The following is a 26,115-nucleotide window of genomic DNA, read 5'->3' as shown; positions in this document are numbered from 1 at the left end:
GGGCCGAGTCCGGCGGGCGCACGGTCGAGGTCTGTGGGTGACTGGGCGGTTCCGTCGGGAGCGTCGCCGACCCGTTCGGAACCGGCACCCGGCACCCCTCCGCCCTACGTCCGGCATCCGCTGATCCGGCACAACGCTCGCCCGCGAGCCGGGGCTTGAGTGAGTGTCAGGTCCATCATGCCTGGTCACAGAAGCTTTCGGTAGGACCAAGCACACGCCTGTACGGCCTTGTTGCGGGCGGTGCCATACCCGCACACTCGTCGTCATCCCCTCTCCGGCCCATGCGTCGGCAACCGCTCACCGGCTGCCTACGTGTGCGCCGTGCTGTCGCGCCGCGTGACATGCGCCGGCCGGAAAGGGGCGGGGACGAAGGGGATCAATGGATCAGGACATGGTGGTGCAGGCGAGGGTCAGGCTGCTCAGCGCCAACCGCCGGGTGGTGCGAGGCGTCGAGGGGCTGTGGATCTACCGTCTGCTGACGCAGGTCCAGCCGGAGGTGTACGGATCGAAACTGGCGTACGTCCTCGTGGAGGAGAGCAACTCACCCATGATACGGGAGCTGCCTGAACGCCGGCTTGCTCTGCTCGACGAGGCCGTGGAGGTGGCCAAGGCCCTCAGCACGGCCAACCCCTACCGAGAGAAAGTGCTGCAGAGGGCACTGGCCGCGAAAGCCCACATGACGTCGTAGCCACGCCGAGCACGGACTCCCGGCCCGGCCCGCACTACCCCGTCCACCCCGCCGACCATGACACCGCCGGCCGGGATGGCCCCGGCCGGCGCCGGTGGGACACCCACCGAAAAGAACTGGTCGGACACGCCGGCGTCCGCTGCGACTCCTCCCGTGCCCTGCGCGAAGACCATTCTGGTGGTGGCCTCGCAGGGTGCGGGAACCCAGCGGGCCGAAGCCGCAGACCCGCGGCGGGGGCACAACGCAGGCCACGGGCGCACGCGTTCGTCGCGGCCGACCCGCCGGCCATCTGCGGCCGAGACAACCGACATCGAGATCCATCGCAGAGACCCCGGAAGCCGGGGAGAGCGCCGCGCGCTCGTTCTGGGTGAGAGCAACGAGGACGCCGCTCGAACACCGTCACGCCCCTTCGTCGGGCCGACTGTTCGGATCGTCCCTTCACGAAAAAGGCCCCACGTCCCGATCTCCGCATCTCCGGTTCGCGCTGGTCGCAGCGCGCCGCGATCGGGCGCATGCCCTTCCCCGGGCAGGCCCTCTTCGAGTTCAGGCCGCGGCACAGAAGACGTACGCCATCATCGGAGCGGTCCCCGGCCCCGGTCCCAGACGGGCCGTCATCTCCTCGACGACCGCGGCCCGCACCTCCGGTCCGTCTCCTCGCTCCCCCACGGCCGCGCGCACCGGCGTCCCGGTGAGGTACCCGGTGGCAAGGTCGGCGACCGACGCTGCCCGGCCCTCAAGCGTCAGCTCCTGTTCTTCCTCGACGGAGAACCCGGCGGCCGTCAGATCAGCGACCACGACGGCCGGGTCGGCGTACCCATGCGGACCCGTCGCCAAGAACCGCGGCGGGTCGACCGGAAAGGCCCGCTCCAGACCGGCCTGCAGCGCGACCTCGAAGCCGTGCGTGCCGAGCGGGCCCCAAGTGTTGAACAAGAATCGGCCGCCCGCGCCCAGCACGCGTCGAACCTCGGCAAAAGCCGCGACCCGGTCCGCAAAGAACATCACACCGAACTGGCAGACCACCAGATCGAAGGCCCCGTCCGCAAACGGCAGCCGCTGTGCGTCGGCCTGCCGCCACACCGCGGCCGGGACCCGGGCCGCCCCGAAAGCGACCATGGCCTCATTCAGATCGGTCGCCGTCACCTCTGCCGACGGTGCCGCAGCAAGCAGCTTCGAGGTCAACGCACCCGTTCCCGCGGCCAGTTCGAGCACGCGTCCAGGGCGCAGAGCCGCCGCCTTCGCGGCCAGGTTCTCAGCGAAAGGCCGGAAGACGACCGGCACAAGGTACTGCTCATAGGCCACCGCCATGGATTGCGACCAACGGTGGTCGGCATTCGATCCCGTCACGCCCACGACCGTAGTGCGGCACCCAAGGACCCCGGGCCCGCCGCGCCGCCTCTCACCCCCAAACCCACCCCGGCCCCCAACACTCCTGCGCCGGCGACGCCGTCGCGCACGAACCTGAAGGGCACCAGTCGCTGCGCGGGCCAGCCCGCGCCAGGTTCACGGTGGGCCGCTACGAACGCGCGCCGGCGGCTGGGCGGACTGCCGCTCCAGCCGCCGGTGTGGCCGAACCCGACGGCCGCAGACGGGCGCGCTGTGCCGCGCGACGTCCATCTCAACGCGCAGGCAGCACGAGCCGACCTCGGCGACCCGGAACGTGACCGGACACCCACCCGCTGGCACCTCGACGTCCCCACCGGAGCCTACGGCCATGATCAAGCTCCCTCTCCCGTGCGCAAATCCAGCCGGTTCACCGACGCGACGGCGCCACGCGGCCCCGCCACAGACACCAATGCGAGCGCCCTCGCGCTCAGGGATCCGCGCAGCCCGCCGAGGGCGACCGTGCGCGGCACGCGTCCTCGCGTACGCCGCGACAGCGGTCTCCATCGGACTGGGAGTGGTGGGAGGAGCGGTTCGGACTCGCTGACGGGGGACTTGGCGCCTCTCACCATCTTGGTCGTCGCGGCTCGCCCGCCGTCATCTGCACAGGAGATAACTGATATCTAGATCCATCGCCAAGATATGGGAAGCAGCGGGGAGCGTGGCGCGCTTGTTCCGGTGAGAGCAACAAGGACGTCGCTCCAGCACCGTCACGTCCCTTCGTCGGGCCGCCTGTCCGGCTCGTCCTTTGCGAAGAAGGTCCCATGTCCCGGTCATCCGATCTCCGCACCTCCGGTCCGCGCAGGTACCAGCACGGCGCGGCGGGAGCGCACGGCGTGCCCGGCCGGCTGGTCGCTCTGCTGGCCGTCGCCTCCGGCATGACCGTCGCCAACCTCTATTACGCACAGCCCCTGCTGTCCTCGCTGCGGGACGTCTTCCACATCACGACGGCCACCGCGGGCCTGCTCATCACGCTCACCCAGGTCGGTTATGTGATCGGCATGCTGTTCCTGGTCCCGCTCGGCGACCGGCTGGAGAAGCGAAGCCTGATCACGGCCCTGCTGACGGTCACCACGGTGGCCCTGGTGGCCGCCGGCCTGGCGACCGGGTTCCCGATGCTCCTGGTCGCCTCCCTGATCAGCGGTGGTACGTCGGTGGTCGCCCAGATCCTGGTCCCGTTCGCGGCGAGCCTGGCTCCCGATCACGCCCGTGGCCGGATCGTCGGCCGGGTGATGAGCGGCCTGCTGACTGGCATTCTGCTCTCCCGTACCCTCAGCAGCCTGGTCTCCGACGTCGCCGGCTGGCGCGTGGTCTACCTCGGCTCCGCCGTCTTGATGGCTCTGCTGGCCGTGGCCCTGCGCTTCGCGCTGCCCAAGCAGGCACCCACCACGACCGTGCCGTACCACCAGGTGCTGCGCTCGACCGTCACGCTGGTGCGCACCCACCCGGCGCTGCTGCGCCGCGGCCTCTACCAGGCGGCGATGTTCGGCGCCTTCAGCGCCTTTTGGACCACCGTCTCCTACGTGCTGACCGGCCCAAGCTTCCACTACTCCCCCGTCGGCGTCGGCCTCTTCGCCCTGGTCGGCGCCGCCGGTGCGGGCATCGCCCCGCTCGCCGGGCACTGGGCCGACCGCAAACTCACCCGTCCCATGACCGGCCTCGCCTTTGCTGTGGCCGCCGCGGCCTTCGCCGTCGCCGGCTTCGCGCAGCACAGCATCGTGGCGCTCGCCCTGGCCGCGATTCTCATCGACACGGCCGTGCAGACCACCCTGATCCTCGGCCAGCACACCATCTACCAACTCGACGCCGGCGCCCGGGCCCGCCTCAACTCGGCCTTCATCGCCACCTTCTTCCTCGGTGGCGCCCTCGGCTCCCAGTTCGGTTCGATCGCCTACCGCGCCGGAGGGTGGACCGCGGTGAGCTTCCTCGGCGCCGCCCTGCCGCTGCTGGCCCTGCTCTACTGGCTCACCGAACGCGGCGCCGACCAGCACAAGGCCATCCCCGTCTCCAACTGAGCAGCCAGCCCCTGGGATATCTGTACGCTCACCACCCGGTGCGGTCCGCGCGCACGGACCGCACCGGGTCGTTCGGCCACCGCTCGCCCGGGGAGTCGGCAGCCCGCGCTGCGGCGCACAACGCAAGCTCGGCCGGCCTCGGCCCGGTCAGGTGATGTGCCGCAGCAGCGCGGTGACCGCCGGTGGTGGCTCGCCGGGAGGCCGAACCACCATGACCTTCCAGTGCGGTGCGTGCCGGTCGAACCGGTATTGCAGCAGGTCCGGGAATCGGTCCCCGATCGAGGTGGGCACAATGCAGACACCCAGATCATTGCGGACCAGTTCAGCGGCGGCCACGATGTCATTCACCTCGAACGTCGCACTGCGCTCGACACCTGCCGCTCTGAAGGCCCGGTCGACCGCGTAACGGATCGCCCAGCCGGGGGTGAACTCCACCAGCGGCAGCCGGGCCACGTCGGCGAGCCGAACCTCTGCCTTCGGCATCCCGCCGGCAAGCACACGCCGAGGCGACGCCAGCAGCACCATGTCCTCACGGGACAGCAGCCTCGTGGTCAGCCCGCGCTGCTGCTGGCGATCCAGGGCCACCACGGCCAGGTCCACCGTGCCCTCACGCAACGCCTGCCGGATGTCGGCAACGGCCGCCTGCCGCAGCCGCACCACCACGCCCGGATGCTCAGCACGCAGCGCCGCCAGGGCATGGTGCAGTCCCGCCCAGACCCCCTGCATCGTGCCGACCGTCACCCGCCCGTGCAACTGTCCCTGCACCGCATCGACCGCCTCCCGGGCCAGCTCGGCGGCCCGCAGTGCCGCACGCGCGGCGGGCACGAACGCCTCGCCGGCCGGGGTGAGGGCGACACGGTGCGTGGTGCGGTCGAACAACGGCGTGCCCAACTCGCGTTCCAGCGCGCGGACCGTGCCGGACACGGCGGACTGGACCACGTGCAGCCGCCGCGCGGCAGCCGTGAAGCCGCCCGCGTCCGCCACCGCGACGACGACCTCCATCTGCCGCAGATCCATGACCCGCTCCCGTTCACCGTCCTGTCCGGCACGCAGGCGACGGACCGACTTCGATCTCCTGCGCATCGTAAGCCGACCCGCACGGCGTGCCCCGTCGGCCTCCTCCGTCCTGATAGCCGATCATCGGCATCCCGCTCCCGTCGGGTCGTATCGTGACGGCCGGCAAAGCGGCGACCCTGTCGGCGGGCAACGGTGGGCAGCCCGCGCCGGCGCAGGCATCCCAGGCCTGTTCACGGAAACGACCCTGCAGCTGACGGCCTCGCGCCGCACGTCCGGCAGGTCAACCACGCCCTGAGTTCGGTGAACCGTCGGCGGTGGTATCGGGTCAGCCCAGCGAGGCGCTCGCCGCTCGCAGTTCCTCCAGGGCAGCCAGGGTGTGGGCGGCGAGTTCGTCCGTGCCGTCACGATCGCCCTCGGACCACTGGGCGTAGCCCCGTTTGAAGGCGAGGACGCCTAGCTCGCCCGCCAGAGCCGCGATCGGATCGGGTGTACCGCGGGCAACCAAGGCCGTCGTCATCGCGGCCGCGAGGCTGACGCTCTTGAGGGCGTCACGTTCCTGGAGTTCGGCGCTGGCGGCGACGGCCGCCTTCAGGCGAGGGGCGAGCTCGCGATTCATGGGGCCCATCGCGCTCGAGGCACGCTCGAGACCGGCGGCGACCGCTTCGAGGGGGCTGGCATCGTCGGGTGCGTCGGCGATTCCCTCGGTCAGCAGTCGGCTCAGCGTCTCCTGTCCGGCGACCAGCAGCTCGCGCTTGTCGGGGAAGTGCCGGAAGAAGGTGCTCTTGGTGACGCCGGCGGGCGCAGCCGTTCCAGCTCCGAGAACCGTGAACCCTCCGGCGTCTTCGGCGTCGCCACCAGGTCGTCGGGCAGTGCGGTCCGCCCGGCGGGCGTAGGCGTCCCGGATCTCTCACGCGTGGTCGTACCGCGTCTGACGTCGTCGGCGCCCTCGCGGTCCGTCCTTTTCGTAGGCCGAAAAGACAGACGGCCTTCAGGCCTGCGGACGCCCGGATCCACGGAGGGTTGGCGGGCAAGGTCCGCGTGGACGATCCGCATGGACGAAGCCGTCTTCGGCGGCACCGCGATCTTCGAGCGCGCCCGCCGCCGTATGCGACCAAGTTCCTCGGGGTCCGCTTTCACATGTCCTTAACGCCAGGGACACCAGAGGGAATCGGGAGCCACTGAGCATGTTTTTGGATCCAATCCAGCGCAGATTTAATCCATTCTCAGGATCGGTGCCCAAGGAGGCCCCATGCCGGACCACACATCTGGATCGCCCTCGACCGCCGCCGCCACCCCGTCGTCGGTGTCGGCGATCGCGTCGCGGGACGTCTCGCGCCGGACGATGCTCCGGGGGGCCGGACTGCTCGGCGTGGGCGTGGGGTTCGGGCTGCCCGCTCTGCTCACCGCGTGCGGCGCGGCGGCCCAGGACGGGGGCGGCAGCGGCAAGGGCGGCACCCTCACCCTGGCCATCGACGCCACCAGCGCCGTCAACGACCCGGCCTTCTACACCTCCCTGGGCGACTGGATGGCCGTCGACTGCATCTGCCGCGGCCTGACGTTCATCTCCTTCGAGACCAACGAGCCCACTCCGGACCTGGCGGAGAAGTGGACCGTGTCCGATGACAAGCTCACCTACACCTTCACCCTGCGCACGGGGGTGAAGTTCCACGACGGGACCACCCTCAGCTCCGCCGACGTACTCGCCAGCCTCGGCCGCCAGTTCGACCCGGACGACAAGACGCTGCCCAAGGGCGCGACCCGTCCGCTGTCGAGCATGGGCGCCAACGTCGCCTCGCTCACCGCGCCCGACGACATGACCGTGAAGATGGTCCTCAAGAAGCCCGACCGGACCGTGCTCGGCAAGCTCTCCGACATCGGCGGCCGGATCATCTCCAAGGCCGCGCTGGACAAGTACGGCGCCGACATCGGCAAGCACCTCGTGGGCACCGGGCCGTTCGCCTTCTCGGCCGCCACCTCCGGGCAGTCCGTCACGCTCAAGGCCTTCGACGGCTTCCGGCTGGGCAAGCCCCCCATCGACCGGCTGGTGCTGCGCCAGGTCCAGGACCCCTCCACCATCGTCAGCTCGCTGCTCAGCGGCGACGTGTCGGCGACCCAGTTCGCCCCGTACTCCGCCGTCTCGCAGTTGCGCAAGGACAGCGCGGTGAAGGTGTACGACACCCCGCACAACGCCGACGCCATCATGATGATCGACGCCCGCCGAGTCCCCGAGCTCAAGGTGCGCAAGGCCATCAACCTGGCCATCAACCGCAAGGCCATCCTCGCGCAGGCGTTCTACGGCGTCGGCGCCGAACCCCAGGGCTACGCCATCCCGCCCGCCCAGAGCGGTTACGACACCGCGCTCGCCGACCTCAGCACCCAAGACACCGCGCAGGCCAAGCGGCTGGTCGAGGAGGCCGGCGCGAAGGGCCGCACCATCCGGCTGATGGCCGCCAGCGACTCCTGGCACCCCAAGGCGGCCCAGATCATCGCCCAGAACCTCACCGACGTCGGCTTCAAGGTGGCCACCACCTCGGTGGACCCCGCCACCTACTTCAGCCGGCTCCTGGACGGCAAGGACGACTACCACGACCTGATGATCTGGGAGCGCAACACCTATGTGCCGGACCCCGACGACATGGTCGGCGCGATGGCGAGCCCCACCAGCATCTACGGCTCCAAGCTCTCCGGGATGGACACGCTGAAGGGCGCCGCCTCCCTGGCCGACGACCTCTACACGGCCAAGAACCTCACCGACACCAAGAAGCGCACCGCCGCCTACACGAAGATCCAGCGCCGGTGGGCCGAGGAGTACATGGTCCTGTCGATGCTGGCCTGCTTCAGCAACCTGGTCGTCAGCGGTGCGGACGTGAAGGGCATGAACACCGACGCGCTGGCCAACCACCGCTGTTACATGGAGAAGGCCAGTGTCTGAGGCCGGCGCCGCGGTCGACTCGGTGGCGGTGGAGGCGGCGGCCCCCGCCGCCACCGTGGCCTCCCCGGCCCGGTCCGGGACGGCGCGGCGGCTGCTGGGCGCGCTGCGCCGGCGCAGGGTGGCCGGCTCCTGGCCCGCCCTGCTCGCCTGGCTGCTGCTGGCCGCCATGGTGCTGGTCGCCCTGCTCGGACCGCTGCTCGTGACGGCCGACCCGTTGCGCCAGACCTCCTCGGCGCTGCTTGCGCCAGGGGCGCCGGGGCATCCGCTGGGCACCGACGACCTGGGCCGGGACGAGCTGGCCCGGCTGGTGCACGGGGCCCGCCCGCTGCTGCTGGTGTCCTTCGCGGCGACCGCGCTCGCGGCCGGGGTCGGCACCCTGGTCGGGCTGGTCGCCGGATATGCGGGCGGTGTCGTGGAGCAGGCGCTGATGCGGCTGGTGGACCTGGCGCTGGCCTTCCCGTCGATCCTGCTGGTGATCCTTTTGGTGGCGGCGGCCGGACCGGGCACGGTCAGTCTGACCCTCGGCATCGGTGTCTCACTGGCGCCGGGGCTGGCCCGGCTGGCCCGCACCCTGACCGCGCGCGAGGCGGCCAAGGACTACGTGGTGGCCTGCCGGCTGGGCGGCACCGGGGCGCCCCGCATCCTGCTGCGCGAAGTGCTCCCCAACATCGGCGGTCCGCTGCTCGCCCAGGTCGTCATGACGCTGTCGGTGGCGGCCGGCTTCGCGGCCGGGCTCTCCTACCTCGGTCTCGGCATCCAGCCTCCGACGGCGGACTGGGGCTACATGGTGCAGGCCGGACAGGAGCTCGTGTACACCGCTCCCCGGCTGGTGGTGCTGCCCGCTGCCCTCACCCTGCTGTTCGTCGTGGCGTGCAACTTCGCCGGCGACGATCTGCGGGACGCCCTCGACCCGCGGGGGACGGCATGAGCGCGGTCACCGGGGTGCTGACCCGGGTGCGGCTGTCCCGGCCGACGGGAGCGGCCTGGGTGCTCCTGCGCAGGCTGGCCGTGGTCCCGGTCGTGCTGTTCGCGCTGGCCTCTCTGGTGTTCGTGGCGATACGGCTGCTGCCGGGCTCTCCGGCCACCTCGCTCGCGGCGGGCGGCGGCACCACCTCCGCCGGACAGTTCGACGCCAACGAGGAACGGGTCACCAAGGCCCTCGGCCTCGACCAGCCGCTGCTCACTCAGTACGGCCACTTCCTCGACGACCTGGTCCATCTGCGGCTGGGCACCTCGTTCTACGGCTCCAACAGCGTCCTCGGCCTGCTCGGCGACGCGCTGCCCGCGACCGTGGAGCTCACCCTGGCCGCCATGACGGTCGCGGTGCTGCTCGGCGTCGTCACCGGAGTCGTCGCGGCGCTGCGCCGGGGCAGCTGGATCGACACCTCGACCCGGGCCGTGGCGACCGTCAGCTTCTCGCTGCCCTGGTTCGCGCTCGGTGTGCTCGCCATCGTGGTGTTCGGGGTGTGGTTGCGCTGGCTGCCGGTCCTCGGCCGGCTGCCCAACACCCTCGACTACCGGCCCACCACAGGCTTCGTCCTCCTCGACGCGATCCTCCAGGACCGGCCCGAACTGGTGGGGCCGTGGCTTCAGCACCTGATCCTGCCCGCGGTGACACTCGCGCTGTCGATGGCCGGGTTCATCACCCGGATCGTGCGGGCCTCCGTCCTGGAGGTGCTCGGCGACGACTTCGTGCGCACCGCGCGGATGAAGGGTCTCGGCGAAGGCGCGGTGGTGCGCCGGCACGTGCTGCGCAACGCCTGGCTGCCCATCGTCACCGTCCTGGGGCTTCAGTTCGGGTCCCTGCTGGGCGGTTCGGTGGTCACCGAGACCGTCTTCTCCTACCCCGGCGTCGGACGGCTTCTCGTGCAGGGCGTACTGCAGCGCGACTACCCGGTGGTCCAGGGCGCGGCCCTCGCGATCGCCCTGCTGTTCACCCTCGTCAACCACGCGGTCGACCTGCTGTACACGGTCCTCGACCCGCGTCTACGCAAAGGATGATCCCGATGGACATCGTGCTGGTCCACGGTGCCGGCGGACGGCCCACCACCTGGTCGGCGGTCCAGCCGCTGCTCGCCGCCCACGGCCACCGGCTGGTCACGGTCACCAACCCGATGACCTCGCTCGCCGATGACATCGCCGAGACCACGGCCGCCCTCGCGGGCGCCGCGGGCCCAGTGCTGCTGGCCGGGCACTCCTACGGCGGCGCGGTGATCACGAACGTGGGGCGCGACCCGCGAGTCGCCGGGCTGGTCTACATCGCCGCGTTCGGGCCGGACGAGGGTGAGACCGTCAACGGGATCGTCGAGCGCTACGAACCCGCGGAGATCTCCAAGTACATGCGGCGCGGCCCGAACGGCGAGTGGAAGTCGGAGCCGAGCGCGGAGTTCTGGGCGGAGATCGGCCCTGACCTGTCGGAGGAACAGCGGGCGGTCGTCGAGGCGGAGGGCCGCAAGGCCGAGAACCTCATCTTCACCCAGGCGACCGGGGTTCCGGCCTGGCGGTCGCTGCCCAGCTGGTACCTGGTCGCCGACGACGACCGCACCCTGCGCCCCGAGATCCAGAACTTCATGGCCGAGCGGATGAAGGCGACCGTCGAGCACGTCCCGGGCAGCCACTACACCACCCTGGTGTGGCCCGAGCGGGTCGCCGAGCTGATCCACCGGGCGGCGCTGACCGTGGGCGGTGCCGTATGAGCGCTCCGGATGGTCTGCATGACGCGACTGCGCCGAACGGCGTGCAGGACGTGATCGCACCGGAGGGCGTGCACGACGTGGCCCCTCCGGAGGCGGTGCTCGAAGTCCGTGGGCTGCGGGTGGGGTTCGACGTGCCGGCGGGCCGGCTGCCCGCCGTGGACGGGGTGGATCTGACGCTGCGCAGGGGCGAGATCCTCGCGCTGGTCGGCGAGTCCGGGTCGGGCAAGTCGGCGCTGGCGATGAGTCTGGTCGGCCTCAACCGCGGTCCGCGCACCCACGTCGACGGCTCCGTGTCCTTCCGGGGACGGGAGTTGGTGGGGGCGTCGGAGCGGGAGCTGCGCCGGGTCCGCGGCAAGGACGTGGCGGTGGTCTTCCAGGACGCGCTGGCCGCGCTCAACCCGCTGCACCGGGCGGGCGCGCAGGTGGCGGAGACGATCCGCGCCCATGGCGACGTGCCGCGCACCACGGCCGCGAGCCGCGCCGTCGAACTGCTCGGCGAGGTCGGCATCGCGGGACCGGCGCGGGCCGCCCGCGCCTATCCGCACCAGCTCTCCGGCGGCATGCGTCAGCGCGTGATGATCGCGATGGGGCTGGCCAACGACCCGGCGGTGTTGATCGCGGACGAGCCGACCACCGCGCTGGACGTGACCATCCAGGCCCAGGTGCTGGCGCTGTTGAAGCGGGTGCAGCGCGAGCACGGCACGTCCGTGCTGCTGATCACGCACGACCTGGGGGTGGTCGCGGAAGTGGCGGACCGGGTGGCGGTGATGTACGCGGGCCGAATCGTGGAGCAGGGCACCCGAGACGAGGTGCTGTTCGACCCGCAGCACCCGTACACGATGGGCCTGCTCGGCTCGGTGCCCCCGCTGCGCGGGCCGGTGCCCGAGCGGCTGCCGGCCATCCCCGGCGCGCCGCCCGCCGGTGTCGGACGGCCGCCCGGCTGCGGCTTCCGGCCGCGCTGCGCGTTCGCCCACGACGGCTGCGACAGCCGCCCGGAGCTACGGTGGCGCCACGGCGGCCCCGCCCATCTGGACGCCTGTGTGCTCACCGCGCAGGCCCGGGCGCGGGCTCGGACGGCCCAGGCCGCGGGAGCCGCCGTATGAGCGAGGTCCTGATGAGCGCCCGCGGACTGCGGGTCGAGTACGCCGGTAGGGCCGGCGGCCGGGTACGGGCGCTGCGGGACGTCGACCTGGACATCGCCGAGGGCGAGACGCTGGGCCTGGTCGGTGAGTCGGGGTGCGGCAAGTCCACGCTCGGGCGGGCGCTGCTGCGGGTGGTGGAAGCGTCGGCGGGCCGGATCGACTTCCTCGGCACCGATCTGACCCGGCTGCGCGGCCGGGCGCTGAGGCAGACCCGGGCCGAGCTCCAGATGGTGTTCCAGGACCCCTTCGGCTCGCTGAACCCCCGCCGCACCGTCGCGGACATCGTCGCCGAGCCGCTGCTGCGTGCCCGAGGCGCGAGCCGCGCCGAGGCGGAACGTACCGTCGCCGAACTCCTCGAACTGGTCGGGCTGGGGGCCGAGGCCGGCGGGCGCAAGCCGCACGAGTTCTCCGGCGGACAGCGCCAGCGTATCGGCATCGCCCGGGCCCTGGCGTCCTCGCCGCGGTTCGTGGTCGCCGACGAGGCGGTCTCCGCGCTGGACGTGTCCATCCAGGCCCAGGTGCTGAACCTGCTGTCGGAACTGGTGCGCGACCGGGGCTTGACGATGCTGTTCATCTCCCACGACCTCGGTGTGGTGCGGCACATCGCCGACCGGGTCGCCGTGATGTACCTGGGCGAGATCATCGAGACCGCCTCCCGGGACGACTTCTTCTCCGCCCCAGCCCACCCGTACAGCAGCGCGCTGCTGGCCAGCGTGCCGGAACTGCGGCCCGGCCCACCCGTCGAACGGCAGCCCCTGGAGGGCGAACTGCCGGATCCGGCGAACCCTCCGGAGGGCTGTCTGTTCCGGACCCGCTGCCCGTTCGCCACCGACCTCTGCCGCACCCGGCACCCGGAACTGCGCGAGATCGCACCCGGCCGCCACGTCCGCTGCCACCTGCCCCTCGGCCCCGTGCCCGTGAGTGAGGACCAGCTTTGATCATCGACGCCTACAACACCACCCAGGACGTGCGGGGCCGGTCCGACTACCTGACGGGCGCCCGCAAGGGCGAGGCGCCGCCGCCCTACAAGCCCTTCGAGCCGCGCCGCATCCTCGACCGGATGGACGCGGCCGGGGTGGACATGGCGATGGTGTGCTCGCTCGCGCAGCGCATCGAGAACGACTTCATCGCCTCGCTGGTGGCCGCATACCCGGACCGGTTCTTCGGCTTCGGCCAGGTGCTGCCGCAGGCGGACGACGCGATCGAGGAGATCGACCGGATCGCCGACGCCGGTCTGGTGGGACTGAAGCTGCACCCCAGCCTGCACGGCTACCACGTCGCCGACCACGGGCTCCTCGACCCGGTGTTCGAGGCCTGCGCAAGGCGCGGGCTGCTGGTGCTGGTCAACGCCCTGGACGACGCCTTCTGCGCGCCGCTCGCCATCGAGGAGATCGCCCGGGACCACCCCGAGGTGCCGACGATCATCGCGCACATGGGCGCGGTGTGGAACGTGCCGGAGGCGATCATCGTGGCCGAACGGCAGCCGCACGTCTACCTGGAGACGTCCGCGACGCTGATGAGCGACGTGAAGCGGGCCTACGCCCGGCTCGGCCCCCGGCAGATCCTGATGGGCAGCGAGTGGCCCGGCTCGGACTTCGACCTGGAGCGTATGAAGATCGCCAAGGCGATCGAGGACGAGAAGGACCGGGCGCTGGTCGAGGGCGGCAACATGGCCCGCCTGCTGGGGCTCGGCGCATGACCGCCGCGCCTGTGGCCGTCCCGCCGGAGATGACCGAGCAGGACGCCGAACTCCTCTTCGTGGCCCAGGCGTTGCTGGAGCGGGTGTGGCAGTGCGACCGGCACGAGGTGGCCACCGCGCTGCGCACCGTGGACGGCCGGATCCACACCGGCGTCCATGTCGAGGGCTCCTGCCGGCGCAGTTCGGTCTGCGCGGAGGGCGTCGCCCTGGGCACCGCGCGCGGTGCGCTCACGCCCGGAGCGCCGCTGGTGGTGACCTCCGTGGTGTCGGTGCAGATCAAGCCCGCCGGGCAGTTCCGGATCATCGCGCCGTGCGGGGTGTGCCGTGAACTCATCAGCGACTACTGCCCGGACGCCGTCGTGTGGCTCACCACGGTCGACGGCGGCCGTCCGGTCCCGGCACGCGCCCTGGACCTGCTGCCGGAGAAGAGCCGGCGCCGCTGGTGACCGGCGAACGAGACCCCCGTACCCCCGAGGACAGGAGAGACATGCCGTCCGTCATCACAGGGCCAGGCGGCCTGAGCATCCCCACCGGGCTCGACGTGCCCGCACTCGCCGGGCAACTCGGTGGCAGCGGAACGCCGTTGCCGTGGGAGGAGCTGACCTGGCCGGAGGCAGGGACCACGGTCGCCGGCGGTGACGCCGTGATCATCCCGGTGGGCGCCACCGAACAGCATGGCCCCCATCTGCCGCTGGCCGTGGACACCCGGATCTGCGAGGCGGTCGCCCTGGGGGTGTCCGCGCTGACCGGGGTGCCGGTGCTGCCGCCGCTGGCCTTCGGCGTGTCCGCCTCGCACGGGGGCTTCGCCGGGACGGTGGCGCTGCGCCCCGAGACGCTGATCGCCGTCGTCGAGGACGTCATCGACTCCCTGTACGCCAGCGGTGTACGGCAGTTCGTCCTGCTCAACGGCCACATCTGGAACAACGGCGCGCTCGACGTGTCCGCCGAGAAACTGAGGGTGCGCCATCGGGACGCCCGGGTGCGGGCGTTGGGGTACGTGACGATGTACCCGGGGCCCGAGGTCGACGGCCATGTCACGTACGGGCGTGCGCTGATGCACGCCAACTACTTCGAGACCTCGGTGATGCTGCACCTGGCGCCCGACCTGGTGCGGATGGAGCGGGCCACCTCGCACGTCGACGTCGACTCCTTCTGGGACTACCGCATGGACCAGGTCAGCGAGACCGGTGTGTGGGGCAGGGACGTCACCGAGGCGAACGCGGCGCACGGACGGGCGGAGTTCGACCGCTGTGTGCTCACCACCGCCCGCGCGGTCTCGGCGGCCGTGCGCGAGCCCTGGCCCAGCGCGGCCCACCGGCCCGGCGATCCGGCCTGAGCCCCGAGGTATCGCGCCCGCGGAACCGGGCCGCCCGTTGCACGAACGACAAGGAGAACCCCCCTTGGACCCCAGCATCACCCTGCCCAGGCTGCCCGAGTGCGAGCCCATGCTCATCGGCGGCACCTGGACCACGGGCGCCTCGGACCGGCGCATCCCGGTCCTCGACCCGGCCACCCGCGAGCCGTTGACCACGATCGCCCAGGCGGACGCCATCGACGTGGCCGCGGCGGTGGCCGCGGCCTCGGCGGCGCACCGCGACGGCCGCTGGCGCGCGCTGCCGCCCCGGGACCGGCGGGACGTCCTGCTGCGGCTGGCGGACCTGGTGGAGCGGGACGCCGAGGCGCTGGCGGTCCTCGACACCCTGGACAACGGCAAGGCCATCGAGCGGGCCCGCGGTGACGTCGAGCTGGGTCTCCAGGCGATCCGCCACTTCGCGGGCGCCCCGGCCCGGCTGACCGGCACGGTGCATCCCGCCGGGCCCGGTCGGCATGTGTACAGCGTGCGGGAGCCGGTGGGCGTGGTGGCCGCCGTACTCCCCTGGAACTTCCCCTTCATGATCGCCGCCTGGAAGCTCGCCCCGGCCCTGGCCGCCGGCTGCACGGTGGTCGTCAAGCCCGCCGAGCAGACCCCGCTGACCGCGTTGCGGCTGGCCGCGCTGTGCCTGGAGGCCGGGGTGCCGGAGGGTGTCGTCAACGTGGTGACGGGCGACGGGCGCACCGGGGCGGAGCTGGTCGCGCATCCCGACGTGGCCAAGGTGTCGTTCACCGGGTCCACCGATGTCGGGCGGCTGATCATGGCCGCGGCGGCGCCGTCCGTGAAGCGGCTCACGCTCGAACTGGGCGGCAAGTCCGCGAACATGGTGTTCGCCGACGCCGACCTGGACGCCGCCGTACCGGCCGCCGTACGGGCCGTGTTCGGGCACTCGGGACAGATGTGCACGGCGGGCAGCCGACTGCTGGTGCAGCGCACGGTGCTGGCGGAGTTCCTGGACCGGATGCTGCCGGCCGTCGAGGCGCTGCGGATCGGTCCCGGGCTCTCCGGCGGGATCAACATCGGACCGCTCGTCTCCCAGGAGCAGTTCGACCGGGTCACGGGCTATCTGGACGTCGGACTCGCCGAGGGCGCGAAGGCGGCCACCGGCGGCGAACCCCTGCCGGGACCCGGCTGGTTCGTACGACCCACGGTGTTCACCGACGTCACGCCGGACATGCGGATCGCCCGGGAGGAGATCTTCGGACCGGTCGCCGCGGTGTTCCCCTTCGACACCGAGGAGGAGGCGATCGCGCTCGCCAACGACAGCGACTACGGTCTCGCGGCCGGCGTGTGGACCACCGACCTCGGCCGCGCGCACCGCGCCGCGGCGGCGCTCCAGGCGGGCACCGTGTGGGTGAACACCTACAACGAGTTCGATCCCGCCGTGGCGTTCGGCGGCAGCAAGCAGTCCGGTCTGGGCAGGGATCTCGGCGACGCGGCGGTCGACGGGTTCACCGAGCCCAAGAGCATCACGATGGCGCTGTGAGCGCCCCCGTGACGGCGGTTCCACCGGCTCCCGCCGGATTCGACGTGGCCGCCGAGCGGGCCCGCACCCCGGGCTGTGCGACCGGACACCACTTCAACGCGGCCGGTGCCGCGCTCCTCGCCGCGAACACGGTCGAGGCGGTGATCGCCCAGTTGCGTGCCGAGAGTCTGCACGGTGGCTACGAGGCGGCCCGGCTCGCCGCCGACGGCCTGGCGGCCGTCTACACCGCTACCGGCCGCCTGCTCGGTGTCGACGCCGACGAGATCGCCCTGGTGGAGAGCGCCACCGCCGGCTGGCAGCGCATCGTGTCGGCGCTGCGGCTGCGCCCCGGGGACCGGGTGCTCGCGGCCCGCTCCAGCTACGTGAGCAGCGCCCTGCATCTGCTGGCCGTCGAGCGCGACACGGCAGTCCGGGTGGAGGTGCTGCCCAACGGGCCCGACGGCGCGACCGATCTGGAGGCCCTGGAGCGGGCGCTGCGTACGGGTCCCGCCGCGCTGGTGACGGCGGCGCACGTGCCGACCTCGTCGGGCCTGGTCGAACCGGCCGCCCGCATCGGTGCGCTGAGCGCCGAGCACGGGGTGCCGTTCCTGCTGGACGCCACCCAGTCGCTCGGCCAGCTGCCCGTCGACATGCCGGCCCTCGGCTGCGATCTGCTCATCGGCACCGGCCGCAAGTTCCTGCGCGGTCCGCGCGGCACGGGGCTGCTGGCGGTGCGCCGTCCCCTTCTGGAACGGCTCGCACCCCAAGCGCCGGATGTCCGCGGGGCCCGCTGGACGGCCGAGCGCAGCTGGGAACTCGCCCCCGACGCACGGCGGTTCGAGCTCTGGGAGGCGGCCCACGCGCTGCGGCTCGGCCTGGGCACGGCGCTGGCCGACCTGCACACACTCGGCCCCGCGACCGTCTTCGCCCGTCTCTCCGCCCTCGCCGCGCGGCTGCGCGAGCGGCTCGGCGCGGTCCCCGGGGTACGGCTCACCGACCCGCCGGCGGCGGGCGGGGCGATCGTCACCTTCGTGGTGGAGGGGCTCGACGCGAGCGAGGTCCAACGGCGCCTGGCGCTGCGACGGGTGTACCTGATCGCCGTACCGGCCGACCACGGCCGCTGGGACATGGACCCGCGCGGACTGGCCAAGGTGGTGCGGGCGTCGGTGCACGTGTACACCGACGAAGGCGACCTGGACGCCCTGGTGGAGGCGGTCTCGGAGATCGCGGCGGACGCCGGTGGGAGGGACCGTACGGGCTCGGCGGCGGGCACCGATGCCACGGGTGCTGCGGCGGACACTTCCCGGACCCGCACCCCCCGCCCGCGCACCACGCCCGTCCGGGCGTCCGGGGCCGGCCGACGGGACGCCGTGGTGGTCGGGCTCGGCGTACACGGCGGCGCTGCGCTACGGCAGCTCGCCGAGCGAGGACTGGACGTGCTCGGGTTGGAGCAGTTCGCGGCGGGGCACGACCGGGGCTCCTCGCACGGCGCCACCCGGATGATCCGCCGGGCCTATCCGCACCCCGACTGGGACGGACTGGTGGACACCGCCTACCGCGCCTGGGACGAGCTGGAACAGGCCGCCGCAACCCGGCTGTTGGACATCACCGGCGGGCTCTACGCGGCCCCCGGACAGCGGCCCGATCCGCTGCGCGGTCCGGGCTGCCGGACGGTGGACCGGACGGCCGCGGCCCGGATCTTCCCGGGGCTGCGGCTGCCCGAGGGGTTCACGGCGGTCCACGACCCGGCCGCCGGGATCATCGACGCCCCCGCGACCCTGCGCGCCCAGCTCGCCCTCGCGGAGCGGGCCGGGGCCACGGTCGCCGACCGCACGCGGGTCACAGGCTGGCGTCCGGACGGCGACGGGGTCGTCGTCCGGACGGCGGACGGGGAGGTGCGGGCCCGTCGGCTGGTGCTGTGCGCCGGGCCGTGGACGCCGTACCTGGTGCCGTCGCTGGCCTCGCACCTGACGGTCACCCGGATCGTGAACGCGTACTTCGCCGCGGATCCGGCGGGGCCGCTCGGGCCCGGCGGCCTGGGCAGCTTCTCGGTCGACCTGCCGGAGGGACTGCTCTACGGCTTTCCGGCCGCCGACGGCCGGGGGCTGAAGGCCGGTCTGGACGCCGGTCCCGCGTGGAATCCGAATGCGGAAAGACCCGCCGCAAGCGCCGACGAACTCGCCCTGCTGACAAGGGCGGTGGCCCGAGTGCTGCCCGGCGCGGGCCGGGTCACGGAGAGCCTGACGTGTCTGTACACCATGACGCCGGACCGACGGTTCCTGGTCGGTGAGGTGCCCGGGGTGCCGCAGGCCCTGCTGGCCTCGGCCTGTTCGGGGCACGGCTTCAAGTTCGGGCCGGCGATCGGAGCCGCCCTCGCCGACCTGGTGTGCGAACTCCCGCGCCCGGACCTGGACTTCCTCTCCCCCGCACGGCTGGTCGCCGGGGGTGCCCGGTGAGGGCCGCCGCCGGGACGGCCCCGGCCGAGGACGGAGCCGGGGGCGGGTCAGCCGTGGAAGACGGTCTGGGAACGGCGCTCGTACCAGGCGGTCAGGTGTTCACCGGCGCTGATGACGTGCTCGCGCATCGTCTCCTGCGCCCGGTCCTCGTCCCGGTCGGTCAACGCGGCCACGACGGCGTCGTGCTGACGGACGTTCAGCTGACGGTGGCGTTCGTCACCGGCCAGGGCCAGCGACGACACGTTGCGCGGGAAGCTCTCGTTGATCCGGTCGATCATGCGGCTCAGCCAGGGGTTGTCCGCCGCCTGGCAGACCACGGTGTGGAAGCAGTCGTTGGCCCGGGTGGTGTCCGGGGCGCCCGCGCCGGACGTACCGCTGCCCTCCGCCGCCGCACGCAGCACGTCGTTGTGGCGGCGCAGCTCGGCGAGCTGGCCGCCGGTGATCCGGGCGGCCGCGCGCCGGGCGGCCAGAGCCTCCAACTCGGCACGCACCTCGTAGGCCTGACGCACCTCCCAGGGCGCCGGCACCCGCACCACCGCGCCGCGGTGCGGCTGCATCTCGATCAGCCCGCCGTTCTGCAGCTGACGCAGCGCCTCCCGCACCGGAGTGCGGCTGACCCCGAACTCGGCGGCCAGGGCCGCCTGGCGCAGCGGTTTCCCGATCGGGAGCTCCCCGTCCATGATCCGTGCGCGGATACGGGCAGCGATGTCGTCGACGAGGGCGCCTTCGTCGGTCTGGGGCGTCATCGGAGTGGGTCTCACCCTTCTCGGGGGCTGACGGGAGCCGCGCGGTGGTGGAGCAGTGTGTCACGCCGCCGCCGTCCACTGTTCAGCGGCATTGGATCCATTTACAGCCTATCCGCATCCAATAGGAGGGTGTCATGCATCTCGATGTGACCAAGGCCATCGATGTCTCGGTGCCGATCCATCCCGGCATGCTGCACTGGGGCCGGCGGCCCGAGGTGGAGGTCGTCGAGTCCCGAACGGCGGGCGACCCGTCCAACGTCAGCCGCTGGCGCATCGGGGCCCACACCGGAACGCACATCGACGCCCCGGCCCACTTCGTCGACGGCGGGAAGACCGTGGACCGGCTGGACCTGTCGGCCCTCAACGGTACGGCCCGGGTGCTGGACCTGACCCATGTCGAGGAGCAGATCACCGCGGCCGACCTCGACGCGGCGGGCCTCGGCTCGGAGGAGCGGGTGCTGCTGCGCACCAGCAACTCGGCGGGGGTGCTGCGCAGCCCGTGGAAGGCCCGGCAGTGGGTCGGACTGGCCCCGGACGGCGCCGAACGGCTGATCGAGGCGGGGGTGCGCACGGCGGGCATCGACTACCTCAGCATCGAGGCGGTCGCCTACACCACACACTGGGAGACCCACCAACTGCTGTGTGGCGCGGACGTGTTGATCCTGGAAGTGGTCGACCTGCTGCACGCCCCGGCCGGCGTCTACGACATGCTGTCGCTGCCCGTACCCCTCCAGGGCGCCGAGGCCGCCCCCTCGCGCACCCTGCTGCTCCCCCGGGACGCCGCGTGACCCCGGCCGGCGCACTGGCCCTGGCCGCCCCGCACCCCGCGGCGCTCACCGCGGCCCGGCGGGCGGCCGGGCGCGGCGGCAACGCGATGGACGCGGCGCTGGCCGCCGCGGCCGCGCTGACCGTCGTGTACCCGCACCAGTGTTCCCTCGGCGGCGATCTGATCGCCCTGGTCCACGCGCCGGACGGCAGGGTGCGCGCGGTGCTGTCCGTCGGGGCGGCCGCGGCAGGCACCGACGTCGAGGCGCTGCGCGCGGCGGACTCCCGGATGCCGGCCCAGGGACCGCAGACCGTCACCGTGCCGGGCGTGGTGGCGGGCTGGGCGGCGCTCGCCGAGGCGTACGGCACGCCGGGGGCGCTCGCGGCCGCGCTGCGGCACGCCGCCGCGCTCGCCGAGCAGGGGGCGACGGTCTCGGCCGGGCTGGCACGCGCGGTGCGCGACAACGAAGCGCGGATCAAGGCCGACCCGGGCCTGTCCACGCTGCTGACCGGTCCGGACGGCCGCCCGGTGACGGAGGGCGACCCGCTGCCCCAGCCCCGGTTGGCACAGGTCCTCGACGAACTCGCCGCCGATCCCTGGTCGTTCTACCGGGGCGCCGTCGCCGGGACCCTCGCCATCGGCCTACGCGACCTCGGCACCCCGCTCACCGCGGCCGATCTGGCCGCGCACCGGCCCGAGTGCGTCGATCCGGTGGAGGTGGAACTCGCGGAAGCCGAGGCGATGGCCGCCGGCGTGGTGGGAGTCAAGACCGCGAGCGGCGAACCGGCAGGAGCCGGGCCCGCGGGCACCGGTGCGACGGGCAACGCACCCATGGGTGCCGCCGATGCGGTCGACGCCGTCCCGGCGGGCTTTCGCTGGTGGGCCGCTCCGCCGCCCAGCCAGGGGGCCCTCCTGCCCGCGCTACTGTCCGCGGCGGCCGGTGTCGCGGAGCGGCCCTCGCCGGAACGCACCCGGCTGCTGGCCGCCCGCTGCCAGGACGCCTCCGCCGCCCGGGACCGGCTGCTCGGTGACCCGCGCGGGCAGCGGCTCGACCTGGACGGGCTGCTCGACCCGGCGCCGCTGGCCGACGCGTCCCCGCCCCGGCCGCCGTTCCGGCCGGTCGGTGACACGGTCGCGGTGACGGCCGTGGACTCCTCCGGGCTCGCGGTCTCGCTGATCCAGAGCGTCTACCAGACCTTCGGCTCCGGACTGTGCGATCCGGGCACCGGGATCGTGCTGCACAACCGGGGTTCGGCGTTCAGTCTGCTGCCCGGACATCCCGGCATGCTGCGCGCGGGTGCCCGCCCGCCGCACACGCTGTGTCCGGTGATCGGCCGCTCCCCCGCGCTGCTGCTCGCGGCCGGCTGCCAGGGCGGGCGGGCCCAGCCGCAGATCCTCGCCCAGACCCTGCCCGCGCTGGCCGACCCGGCCGCCGACCCGAACGCCGTACTGGCGGCCCCGCGCTGGGTGATCGGCGCCCGGGACATCGGATTCGAGGAACAGACCCTGCTCGCCGAGCCGGGTTCGGTCCCGGAGGTGACGCCCGCCGTGTCACCGGGGCTTCCCGTGGTCGTCACACCCGGTCCGAGCGATCTGGCCGGACACGTCCAGGTGGTCCGGCTCACCCGGGCCGGCCGCCTGGACGCCGCCTCCGATCCGCGCGCCGACGGCGGCACGGCCCACCTGGCAGCCGACACCTCCGCAGCGCCCCGCGCCACCCGTACTACCCGCACCGCCGGCCACACCCCGGAAGGAACCCCCGTATGAGCACCCTCGCTCCCCGCCCCGAGTCGGCTGCCGCACCCCACCCGCTGGATCCGCTGTCCGCCGCCGAACTGGCCGTCGCCGTCAAGGTGTTGAAGGACGATGTCCGGGTCACCGAGGACGTCCGGTTCTGGGGCGTCGCTCTGGACGAGCACCACGCCCGCACCGCCCGCACCGGCGACGCCCGGCGGGCCCGCGCGGTGGTGATCTGCCCCTCCGCGCACCTCGGGTACGAGGTCGACCTGGAGCTCGGTGCGGAGCCGCGTACAACGGCCTGGCGCGAGCTGGACGTGCGCAGTCCCGGCTGTTCCTCGGAGGAGGCCCGGCAGGCCGCCGCCGCGTGCCGGGCGGACCCGCGGTTCCGGGAGGCGCTCGCGCTGCGCGGTATCCACGACGTGTCGCTGGTGATGGTCGACCCGGAGTCGATCGGCGGCTTCGAACCGCCCGGGCACCCGGGCCGCCGACTGACCTGGGGCAGTGTGTGGCATCGCGAGTCGGAGGACGACAACGGCTACGCGCGGCCTGTACAGGGCGTGGTGCCGATCATCGACATGGAGTCGATGGAGGTGCTGTACATCGAGGACCACGGCGTCGTCCCGCTCTCCGGGGAGTCCGGCGTGTTCAGCGCCGGCAGCGTGCGCGAGCGCGCGGGTCTGAGGCCGCTGGAGGTGGTCCAGCCCGAGGGGCCGAGCTTCACCGTGACCGGGCAGCGGGTGGACTGGCAGGGCTGGTCGGTACGGGTCGGCTTCAGCCACCGCGAGGGGCTCGTGCTGCACGACCTGAGCTTCGACGCGGGCGGCAGGGGGCCGCGCGAGGTGATCCGCCGGGCCTCGGTCAACGAGATGTACGTGCCGTACTTCGACACCGCCTCCACCCAGTACCGCAAGAACTTCTTCGACTGGGGCGAGTACGGCGCCGGACCGCTCACCAACTCCCTCGCCCTGGGCTGCGACTGCCTCGGTGTCATCCACTACTTCGACGCGGCGGTCCTCGGCGGCGACGGCGTGCCCCGGGTCATCCCCAACGCCGTCTGCATGCACGAGGAGGACGACGGGATCCTCTGGAAGCACCACGACGGCCGCACCGGCCGCACCGAGGTGCGCCGCTCCCGCCGGCTGATCATCTCGACATTCGCGACGGTCGCCAACTACGACTACGGCTTCTACTGGTCCTTGTACCAGGACGGCTCGGTCATGCTGGAGATCAAGATGACCGGCATCCTGTCCGCGACCGGTGTCACGGAGGACGAGGAGACGCCGTACGCCCGGCGGGTGGCCCCGAACGTGGCGGTCACCAACCACCAGCACTTCTTCGCCGTACGACTGGACATGGCGGTGGACGGAACGGCCAATCGACTGGTCGAGGTGACCGCCGAACACGAGAGCGACCCGGCGCTCGACCCGTACGGCAACGCGGCGCGCACCGTGCTGCGGCCGGTGCTCAGCGAAGCGGAGGGCGGGCGATCCACGGACCCCTCGCGGGCCCTGCACTGGCGGGTGGAGAGCACCGAGGCGCGCAACCGGATGGGTGAGCCGACCGCGTACCGGGTGCATGTGGAGAACACGGCGGTGCTGCCGGTGCGTCCGGACAGTGTGTGCGCGCGGCGGGCACCGTTCGTGGCAAAGCAGCTGTGGGCGACGGAGTACGACCCCGCGCGGCGGTTCGTGGCGGGCGAGTACCCCAACCAGGCCGAACCCGGAGCAGACGGGGTGCACCGCTGGCAGGAGGAGGACCGCGCGCTGGACGGCACGGAGTTGGTGCTGTGGGCGACCGTCGGCTCCCACCATTTCCCGCGTCCCGAGGAGTGGCCGGTGATGCCGGTGGCCCGGGCCAGGCTGCGGCTGGAGCCCGACGGCTTCTTCGACCGCAACCCCGCGCTGGACGTCCCGGCACCGGTCTCCTGCCACCCGCCGGCCACCGCACCGGACCCGGACAGCGGGCACTGCTGCGCCGGATGACCACGGCGCAGCCGTTCGCCGCGCTCACCGTGCTGCTCGTGGCGGGTGCCGCCCCGCTCACCGCCGGCGCCCCGTCGAGCGGCGGGCACGCGGGCCCCCGGCGGTGGGCGGCGGGTCCGGCGCCGCGTATCCGACCGTCGCCGTCCGGCTGGTGGGGGCCGCGCTCATGGTGACGACGGCTCTGGCACGGCCCGCCCTCCGGGTCGTGCGGGTGCCGGTGGCGCGGCAGCCGACCGGGCGGCGTGTGCTCGCCGTCCCGCTGCTGCTGGTGCGGGCGCCGAGCGGGATGGACGCGCACATGTGGGCGATGGTCCGCTTCGAGTCGCCGGCGGTGCTGGGACCGGCCCTGCCGACGCGCGCCGTCGCCGCGACCGGGACGCCGTCCGCTCGGGAGCTTGGCACGACCCGGCTGGGGGCGGTGGCCTGGACGGTGTCGGCGTACGCCTGGCACCTGCCGCCGCTGCACGGGCTCGACGGGCCGGGGCCCGAACTCGCCCGGTCCTTCGCGCTGATGGCGGCCGACGGACGGGTCGCGGCGGGCCTGCTGATGGCGTCCGCCGCCGGGAGGTGCTGTTACACCCACGTAAATATTGGATCCAATTATTGCCACCCTGGATCCTTTCATCGCTACGGTCTTCGTGACCGGGACAGAGAGGCGTCAGATGCGTGAGGAAGAGAACGTACGGCTCACCAGGACGGGCCCGGGCACGCCTGCCGGGGCCTGGATGCGCCGGTACTGGCAGCCCGTCGCCCTGAGCGAGGAACTCGACGGCGTACGGCCCCTGGTGGCCCCGAAGGTGCTGGGGCAGGACCTCGTCCTGTTCCGGGACGGGGACGGTGAGCTCGGTCTGGTCGACCGGGGCTGTCCGCACCGGGGAGCCGATCTGGCGCTGGGCCGGCTGGAGGACGGCGGGCTGCGCTGCTGCTTCCACGGCTGGCTCTTCGGCCGGGACGGCACCTGTCTGGACACCCCGGCCGAACCGGCCGGCGGCAACCTCGCCGCCCGGGTCCGGCTGGGCAGTTACCCGGTGCGCGAGATCAACGGCGTGATCTGGGGCTACCTCGGCCCCGGCGAGCCGCCCCAACTGCCCGCGCTGGACTGCTTCGAGGCCCCCGCCGGGCACACCTTCGCCTGGAAGGGCCTGCTGGAGTGCAACTGGCTCCAGGCCCTGGAGGTCGGCATCGACCCCGCGCACGCCTCGTACCTGCACCGCTTCTTCCAGGACGAGGACCCCTCGGAGAGCTACGGCAGGCAGTTCCGGGCCGCCTCCCGGGGCACCGACCTGCCGATGACGAAGATCCTGCGGGAGTACGGCCGCCCCGACATCGACGCCGTCCGCACCCCGTACGGCATCCGGATCACGGCGCTGCGCACGCTGGACGGCACCGACACCGAGGGCCGCCCGATGGACGGCAGCCGCACCCATGTCCGGGTCACCCACCAGGTGTTCCCGCACGGCTTCCACATCCCGCTGGACGCCGACACCGCGATCACCCAGTGGCACGTGCCGATCGACGACGCCTCCTGCTACTGGTACGCCCAGTTCACCAGCGTCGGCGGTCCCGTAGATCGGGCGGAGATGCGCCGGCAGCGGGTCGACGCGGTCACCCTGCCCGACTACCGCCCGCGCTTCGGCCGCTCCAACGGCTACGGCTACGACCCCGTCGAGCAGCTGGCCACGACCTACACCGGGCTCGGCACCGACATCAACGTGCACGACCAGTGGGCGGTGGAGGGCCAGGGCGCGATCCAGGACCGCACCCGCGAGCACCTGGGCCGCTCCGACAAGGCGATCGTGATGTACAGGCGCATGCTGGGCGAGGCGATAACCGCCGTCGAGCGGGGCGAGGACCCGCCGTTGGTGCTGCCCGCAGAGCGCGCGGCCGGGCTGCGCGGTCCGGTCACCCTGGACGGCATCGGTCCCACCGAGGGCTGGGCCGAGCACTGGACCGCCGTGACCGCGAAGCAGCGGGCCGAGAGTGGCTGGGCGCAGGCCGCCGGAACGGACGGCTGACCGC

Annotated in this window: 21 protein-coding genes and 1 pseudogene; 18 read left to right on the top strand and 4 right to left on the bottom strand. The window is 72.7% G+C overall.

Annotated elements, in window-relative coordinates:
- Positions 1–379: 379 nt before the first annotated feature.
- Positions 380–688, top strand: coding sequence for a hypothetical protein (locus MQP27_RS38285; protein WP_242774006.1), 309 nt, complete (start codon positions 380–382; stop codon positions 686–688).
- A 543-nt stretch (positions 689–1,231) separates the two neighbouring features.
- Here the strand turns inward: MQP27_RS38285 and MQP27_RS38280 are convergent.
- Complete coding sequence (locus tag MQP27_RS38280; RefSeq protein WP_242774222.1) at positions 1,232–1,993, bottom strand: class I SAM-dependent methyltransferase; 762 nt, start codon at positions 1,991–1,993, stop codon at positions 1,232–1,234.
- An 839-nt stretch (positions 1,994–2,832) separates the two neighbouring features.
- On the opposite strand from MQP27_RS38280, the gene MQP27_RS38275 reads away from it, so the two are divergent.
- The gene (locus MQP27_RS38275; RefSeq protein ID WP_242774004.1) at positions 2,833–4,083 is read left to right on the top strand and encodes an MFS transporter; all 1,251 of its coding nucleotides are present in this window, start codon (positions 2,833–2,835) and stop codon (positions 4,081–4,083) included.
- Between the two features lie 147 nt (positions 4,084–4,230).
- On the opposite strand, the gene MQP27_RS38270 is transcribed toward MQP27_RS38275, so the two are convergent.
- Positions 4,231–5,085, bottom strand: a complete 855-nt coding sequence (locus tag MQP27_RS38270) for a LysR family transcriptional regulator (protein ID WP_242774001.1) — start codon at positions 5,083–5,085, stop codon at positions 4,231–4,233.
- Between the two features lie 340 nt (positions 5,086–5,425).
- A pseudogene (locus MQP27_RS51545) lies at positions 5,426–5,905 on the bottom strand (TetR/AcrR family transcriptional regulator); the annotation flags it as partial.
- A 444-nt stretch (positions 5,906–6,349) separates the two neighbouring features.
- On the opposite strand from MQP27_RS51545, the gene MQP27_RS38255 reads away from it, so the two are divergent.
- The 11 genes from MQP27_RS38255 (at position 6,350) to solA (ending at position 18,862) form a co-directional block, all read left to right on the top strand.
- A complete protein-coding gene (locus MQP27_RS38255) occupies positions 6,350–8,032 on the top strand; it encodes an ABC transporter substrate-binding protein (protein WP_242773996.1) in 1,683 nt (560 codons plus the stop codon).
- A complete protein-coding gene (locus MQP27_RS38250) occupies positions 8,025–8,960 on the top strand; it encodes an ABC transporter permease (protein ID WP_242773993.1) in 936 nt (311 codons plus the stop codon). Before MQP27_RS38255 ends, MQP27_RS38250 begins: the two co-directional genes overlap by 8 nt.
- Entirely contained in the window at positions 8,957–10,033 is a 1,077-nt protein-coding gene (locus MQP27_RS38245; protein ID WP_242773991.1) for an ABC transporter permease, read from the top strand. Before MQP27_RS38250 ends, MQP27_RS38245 begins: the two co-directional genes overlap by 4 nt.
- 5 nt (positions 10,034–10,038) lie before the next feature.
- Positions 10,039–10,728, top strand: coding sequence for an alpha/beta hydrolase (locus tag MQP27_RS38240; protein ID WP_242773988.1), 690 nt, complete (start codon positions 10,039–10,041; stop codon positions 10,726–10,728).
- On the top strand, positions 10,725–11,831 hold the full coding sequence (locus MQP27_RS38235) for an ABC transporter ATP-binding protein (RefSeq protein ID WP_242773985.1): 1,107 nt from the start codon (positions 10,725–10,727) through the stop codon (positions 11,829–11,831). Before MQP27_RS38240 ends, MQP27_RS38235 begins: the two co-directional genes overlap by 4 nt.
- Positions 11,828–12,808 carry an ABC transporter ATP-binding protein gene (locus MQP27_RS38230; protein WP_242773982.1) on the top strand — a complete coding sequence of 327 codons (981 nt, stop codon included), beginning with the start codon at positions 11,828–11,830 and terminating at the stop codon, positions 12,806–12,808. The genes MQP27_RS38235 and MQP27_RS38230 overlap by 4 nt, the downstream gene beginning before the upstream one ends.
- Positions 12,805–13,569, top strand: a complete 765-nt coding sequence (locus tag MQP27_RS38225) for an amidohydrolase family protein (RefSeq protein ID WP_242773980.1) — start codon at positions 12,805–12,807, stop codon at positions 13,567–13,569. The genes MQP27_RS38230 and MQP27_RS38225 overlap by 4 nt, the downstream gene beginning before the upstream one ends.
- Positions 13,566–14,015: a cytidine/deoxycytidylate deaminase family protein gene (locus tag MQP27_RS38220; protein ID WP_242773977.1), complete on the top strand. Its 450-nt coding sequence runs from the start codon at positions 13,566–13,568 to the stop codon at positions 14,013–14,015. The genes MQP27_RS38225 and MQP27_RS38220 overlap by 4 nt, the downstream gene beginning before the upstream one ends.
- Before the next feature lie 41 nt (positions 14,016–14,056).
- Entirely contained in the window at positions 14,057–14,905 is an 849-nt protein-coding gene (locus tag MQP27_RS38215) for a creatininase family protein (RefSeq protein WP_242773975.1), read from the top strand.
- A gap of 64 nt (positions 14,906–14,969) precedes the next feature.
- Positions 14,970–16,427: an aldehyde dehydrogenase family protein gene (locus MQP27_RS38210; RefSeq protein ID WP_242773972.1), complete on the top strand. Its 1,458-nt coding sequence runs from the start codon at positions 14,970–14,972 to the stop codon at positions 16,425–16,427.
- The gene (solA, locus tag MQP27_RS51540) at positions 16,424–18,862 is read left to right on the top strand and encodes an N-methyl-L-tryptophan oxidase (protein WP_242773970.1); all 2,439 of its coding nucleotides are present in this window, start codon (positions 16,424–16,426) and stop codon (positions 18,860–18,862) included. Before MQP27_RS38210 ends, solA begins: the two co-directional genes overlap by 4 nt.
- Before the next feature lie 47 nt (positions 18,863–18,909).
- Here solA and MQP27_RS38200 read toward each other — a convergent pair whose 3' ends face one another.
- Positions 18,910–19,608: a GntR family transcriptional regulator gene (locus MQP27_RS38200; protein ID WP_242773967.1), complete on the bottom strand. Its 699-nt coding sequence runs from the start codon at positions 19,606–19,608 to the stop codon at positions 18,910–18,912.
- Between the two features lie 134 nt (positions 19,609–19,742).
- Here MQP27_RS38200 and MQP27_RS38195 point away from each other — a divergent pair, with 134 nt between their 5' ends.
- The 5 genes from MQP27_RS38195 to MQP27_RS38175 all read left to right on the top strand — a co-directional run bounded on the left by MQP27_RS38195 (position 19,743) and on the right by MQP27_RS38175 (position 26,111).
- On the top strand, positions 19,743–20,396 hold the full coding sequence (locus MQP27_RS38195) for a cyclase family protein (protein WP_242773964.1): 654 nt from the start codon (positions 19,743–19,745) through the stop codon (positions 20,394–20,396).
- Entirely contained in the window at positions 20,393–22,141 is a 1,749-nt protein-coding gene (locus MQP27_RS38190; protein ID WP_242773961.1) for a gamma-glutamyltransferase, read from the top strand. The genes MQP27_RS38195 and MQP27_RS38190 overlap by 4 nt, the downstream gene beginning before the upstream one ends.
- The gene (locus MQP27_RS38185; RefSeq protein ID WP_242773960.1) at positions 22,138–24,096 is read left to right on the top strand and encodes a primary-amine oxidase; all 1,959 of its coding nucleotides are present in this window, start codon (positions 22,138–22,140) and stop codon (positions 24,094–24,096) included. Before MQP27_RS38190 ends, MQP27_RS38185 begins: the two co-directional genes overlap by 4 nt.
- A gap of 103 nt (positions 24,097–24,199) precedes the next feature.
- On the top strand, positions 24,200–24,766 hold the full coding sequence (locus MQP27_RS38180) for a hypothetical protein (RefSeq protein WP_242773959.1): 567 nt from the start codon (positions 24,200–24,202) through the stop codon (positions 24,764–24,766).
- Positions 24,759–26,111, top strand: coding sequence for a Rieske 2Fe-2S domain-containing protein (locus MQP27_RS38175; protein ID WP_242773958.1), 1,353 nt, complete (start codon positions 24,759–24,761; stop codon positions 26,109–26,111). Before MQP27_RS38180 ends, MQP27_RS38175 begins: the two co-directional genes overlap by 8 nt.
- Positions 26,112–26,115 lie beyond the last annotated feature (4 nt).

Origin of the sequence: Streptomyces cylindrosporus (assembly GCF_022698165.1) — a bacterium.
Classification (GTDB): Bacteria; Actinomycetota; Actinomycetes; order Streptomycetales; family Streptomycetaceae; genus Streptomyces; species Streptomyces cylindrosporus.
Note: the sequence above shows the minus strand (reverse complement) of the source record. Positions and strands in the feature narration are given on the sequence as shown.

What these genes read in the sequence shown, in the direction of transcription:
- MQP27_RS38285 (WP_242774006.1), top strand. Translation starts at nt 380, where the DNA reads ATGGATCAGGACATGGTGGTGCAGGCGAGGGTCAGGCTGCTCAGCGCC.
- MQP27_RS38280 (WP_242774222.1), bottom strand. Translation starts at nt 1,993, where the DNA reads ATGGCGGTGGCCTATGAGCAGTACCTTGTGCCGGTCGTCTTCCGGCCT.
- MQP27_RS38275 (WP_242774004.1), top strand. Translation starts at nt 2,833, where the DNA reads ATGTCCCGGTCATCCGATCTCCGCACCTCCGGTCCGCGCAGGTACCAG.
- MQP27_RS38270 (WP_242774001.1), bottom strand. Translation starts at nt 5,085, where the DNA reads ATGGAGGTCGTCGTCGCGGTGGCGGACGCGGGCGGCTTCACGGCTGCC.
- MQP27_RS38255 (WP_242773996.1), top strand. Translation starts at nt 6,350, where the DNA reads ATGCCGGACCACACATCTGGATCGCCCTCGACCGCCGCCGCCACCCCG.
- MQP27_RS38245 (WP_242773991.1), top strand. Translation starts at nt 8,957, where the DNA reads ATGAGCGCGGTCACCGGGGTGCTGACCCGGGTGCGGCTGTCCCGGCCG.
- MQP27_RS38240 (WP_242773988.1), top strand. Translation starts at nt 10,039, where the DNA reads ATGGACATCGTGCTGGTCCACGGTGCCGGCGGACGGCCCACCACCTGG.
- MQP27_RS38235 (WP_242773985.1), top strand. Translation starts at nt 10,725, where the DNA reads ATGAGCGCTCCGGATGGTCTGCATGACGCGACTGCGCCGAACGGCGTG.
- MQP27_RS38230 (WP_242773982.1), top strand. Translation starts at nt 11,828, where the DNA reads ATGAGCGAGGTCCTGATGAGCGCCCGCGGACTGCGGGTCGAGTACGCC.
- MQP27_RS38220 (WP_242773977.1), top strand. Translation starts at nt 13,566, where the DNA reads ATGACCGCCGCGCCTGTGGCCGTCCCGCCGGAGATGACCGAGCAGGAC.
- MQP27_RS38215 (WP_242773975.1), top strand. Translation starts at nt 14,057, where the DNA reads ATGCCGTCCGTCATCACAGGGCCAGGCGGCCTGAGCATCCCCACCGGG.
- MQP27_RS38200 (WP_242773967.1), bottom strand. Translation starts at nt 19,608, where the DNA reads ATGACGCCCCAGACCGACGAAGGCGCCCTCGTCGACGACATCGCTGCC.
- MQP27_RS38195 (WP_242773964.1), top strand. Translation starts at nt 19,743, where the DNA reads ATGCATCTCGATGTGACCAAGGCCATCGATGTCTCGGTGCCGATCCAT.
- MQP27_RS38185 (WP_242773960.1), top strand. Translation starts at nt 22,138, where the DNA reads ATGAGCACCCTCGCTCCCCGCCCCGAGTCGGCTGCCGCACCCCACCCG.
- MQP27_RS38175 (WP_242773958.1), top strand. Translation starts at nt 24,759, where the DNA reads ATGCGTGAGGAAGAGAACGTACGGCTCACCAGGACGGGCCCGGGCACG.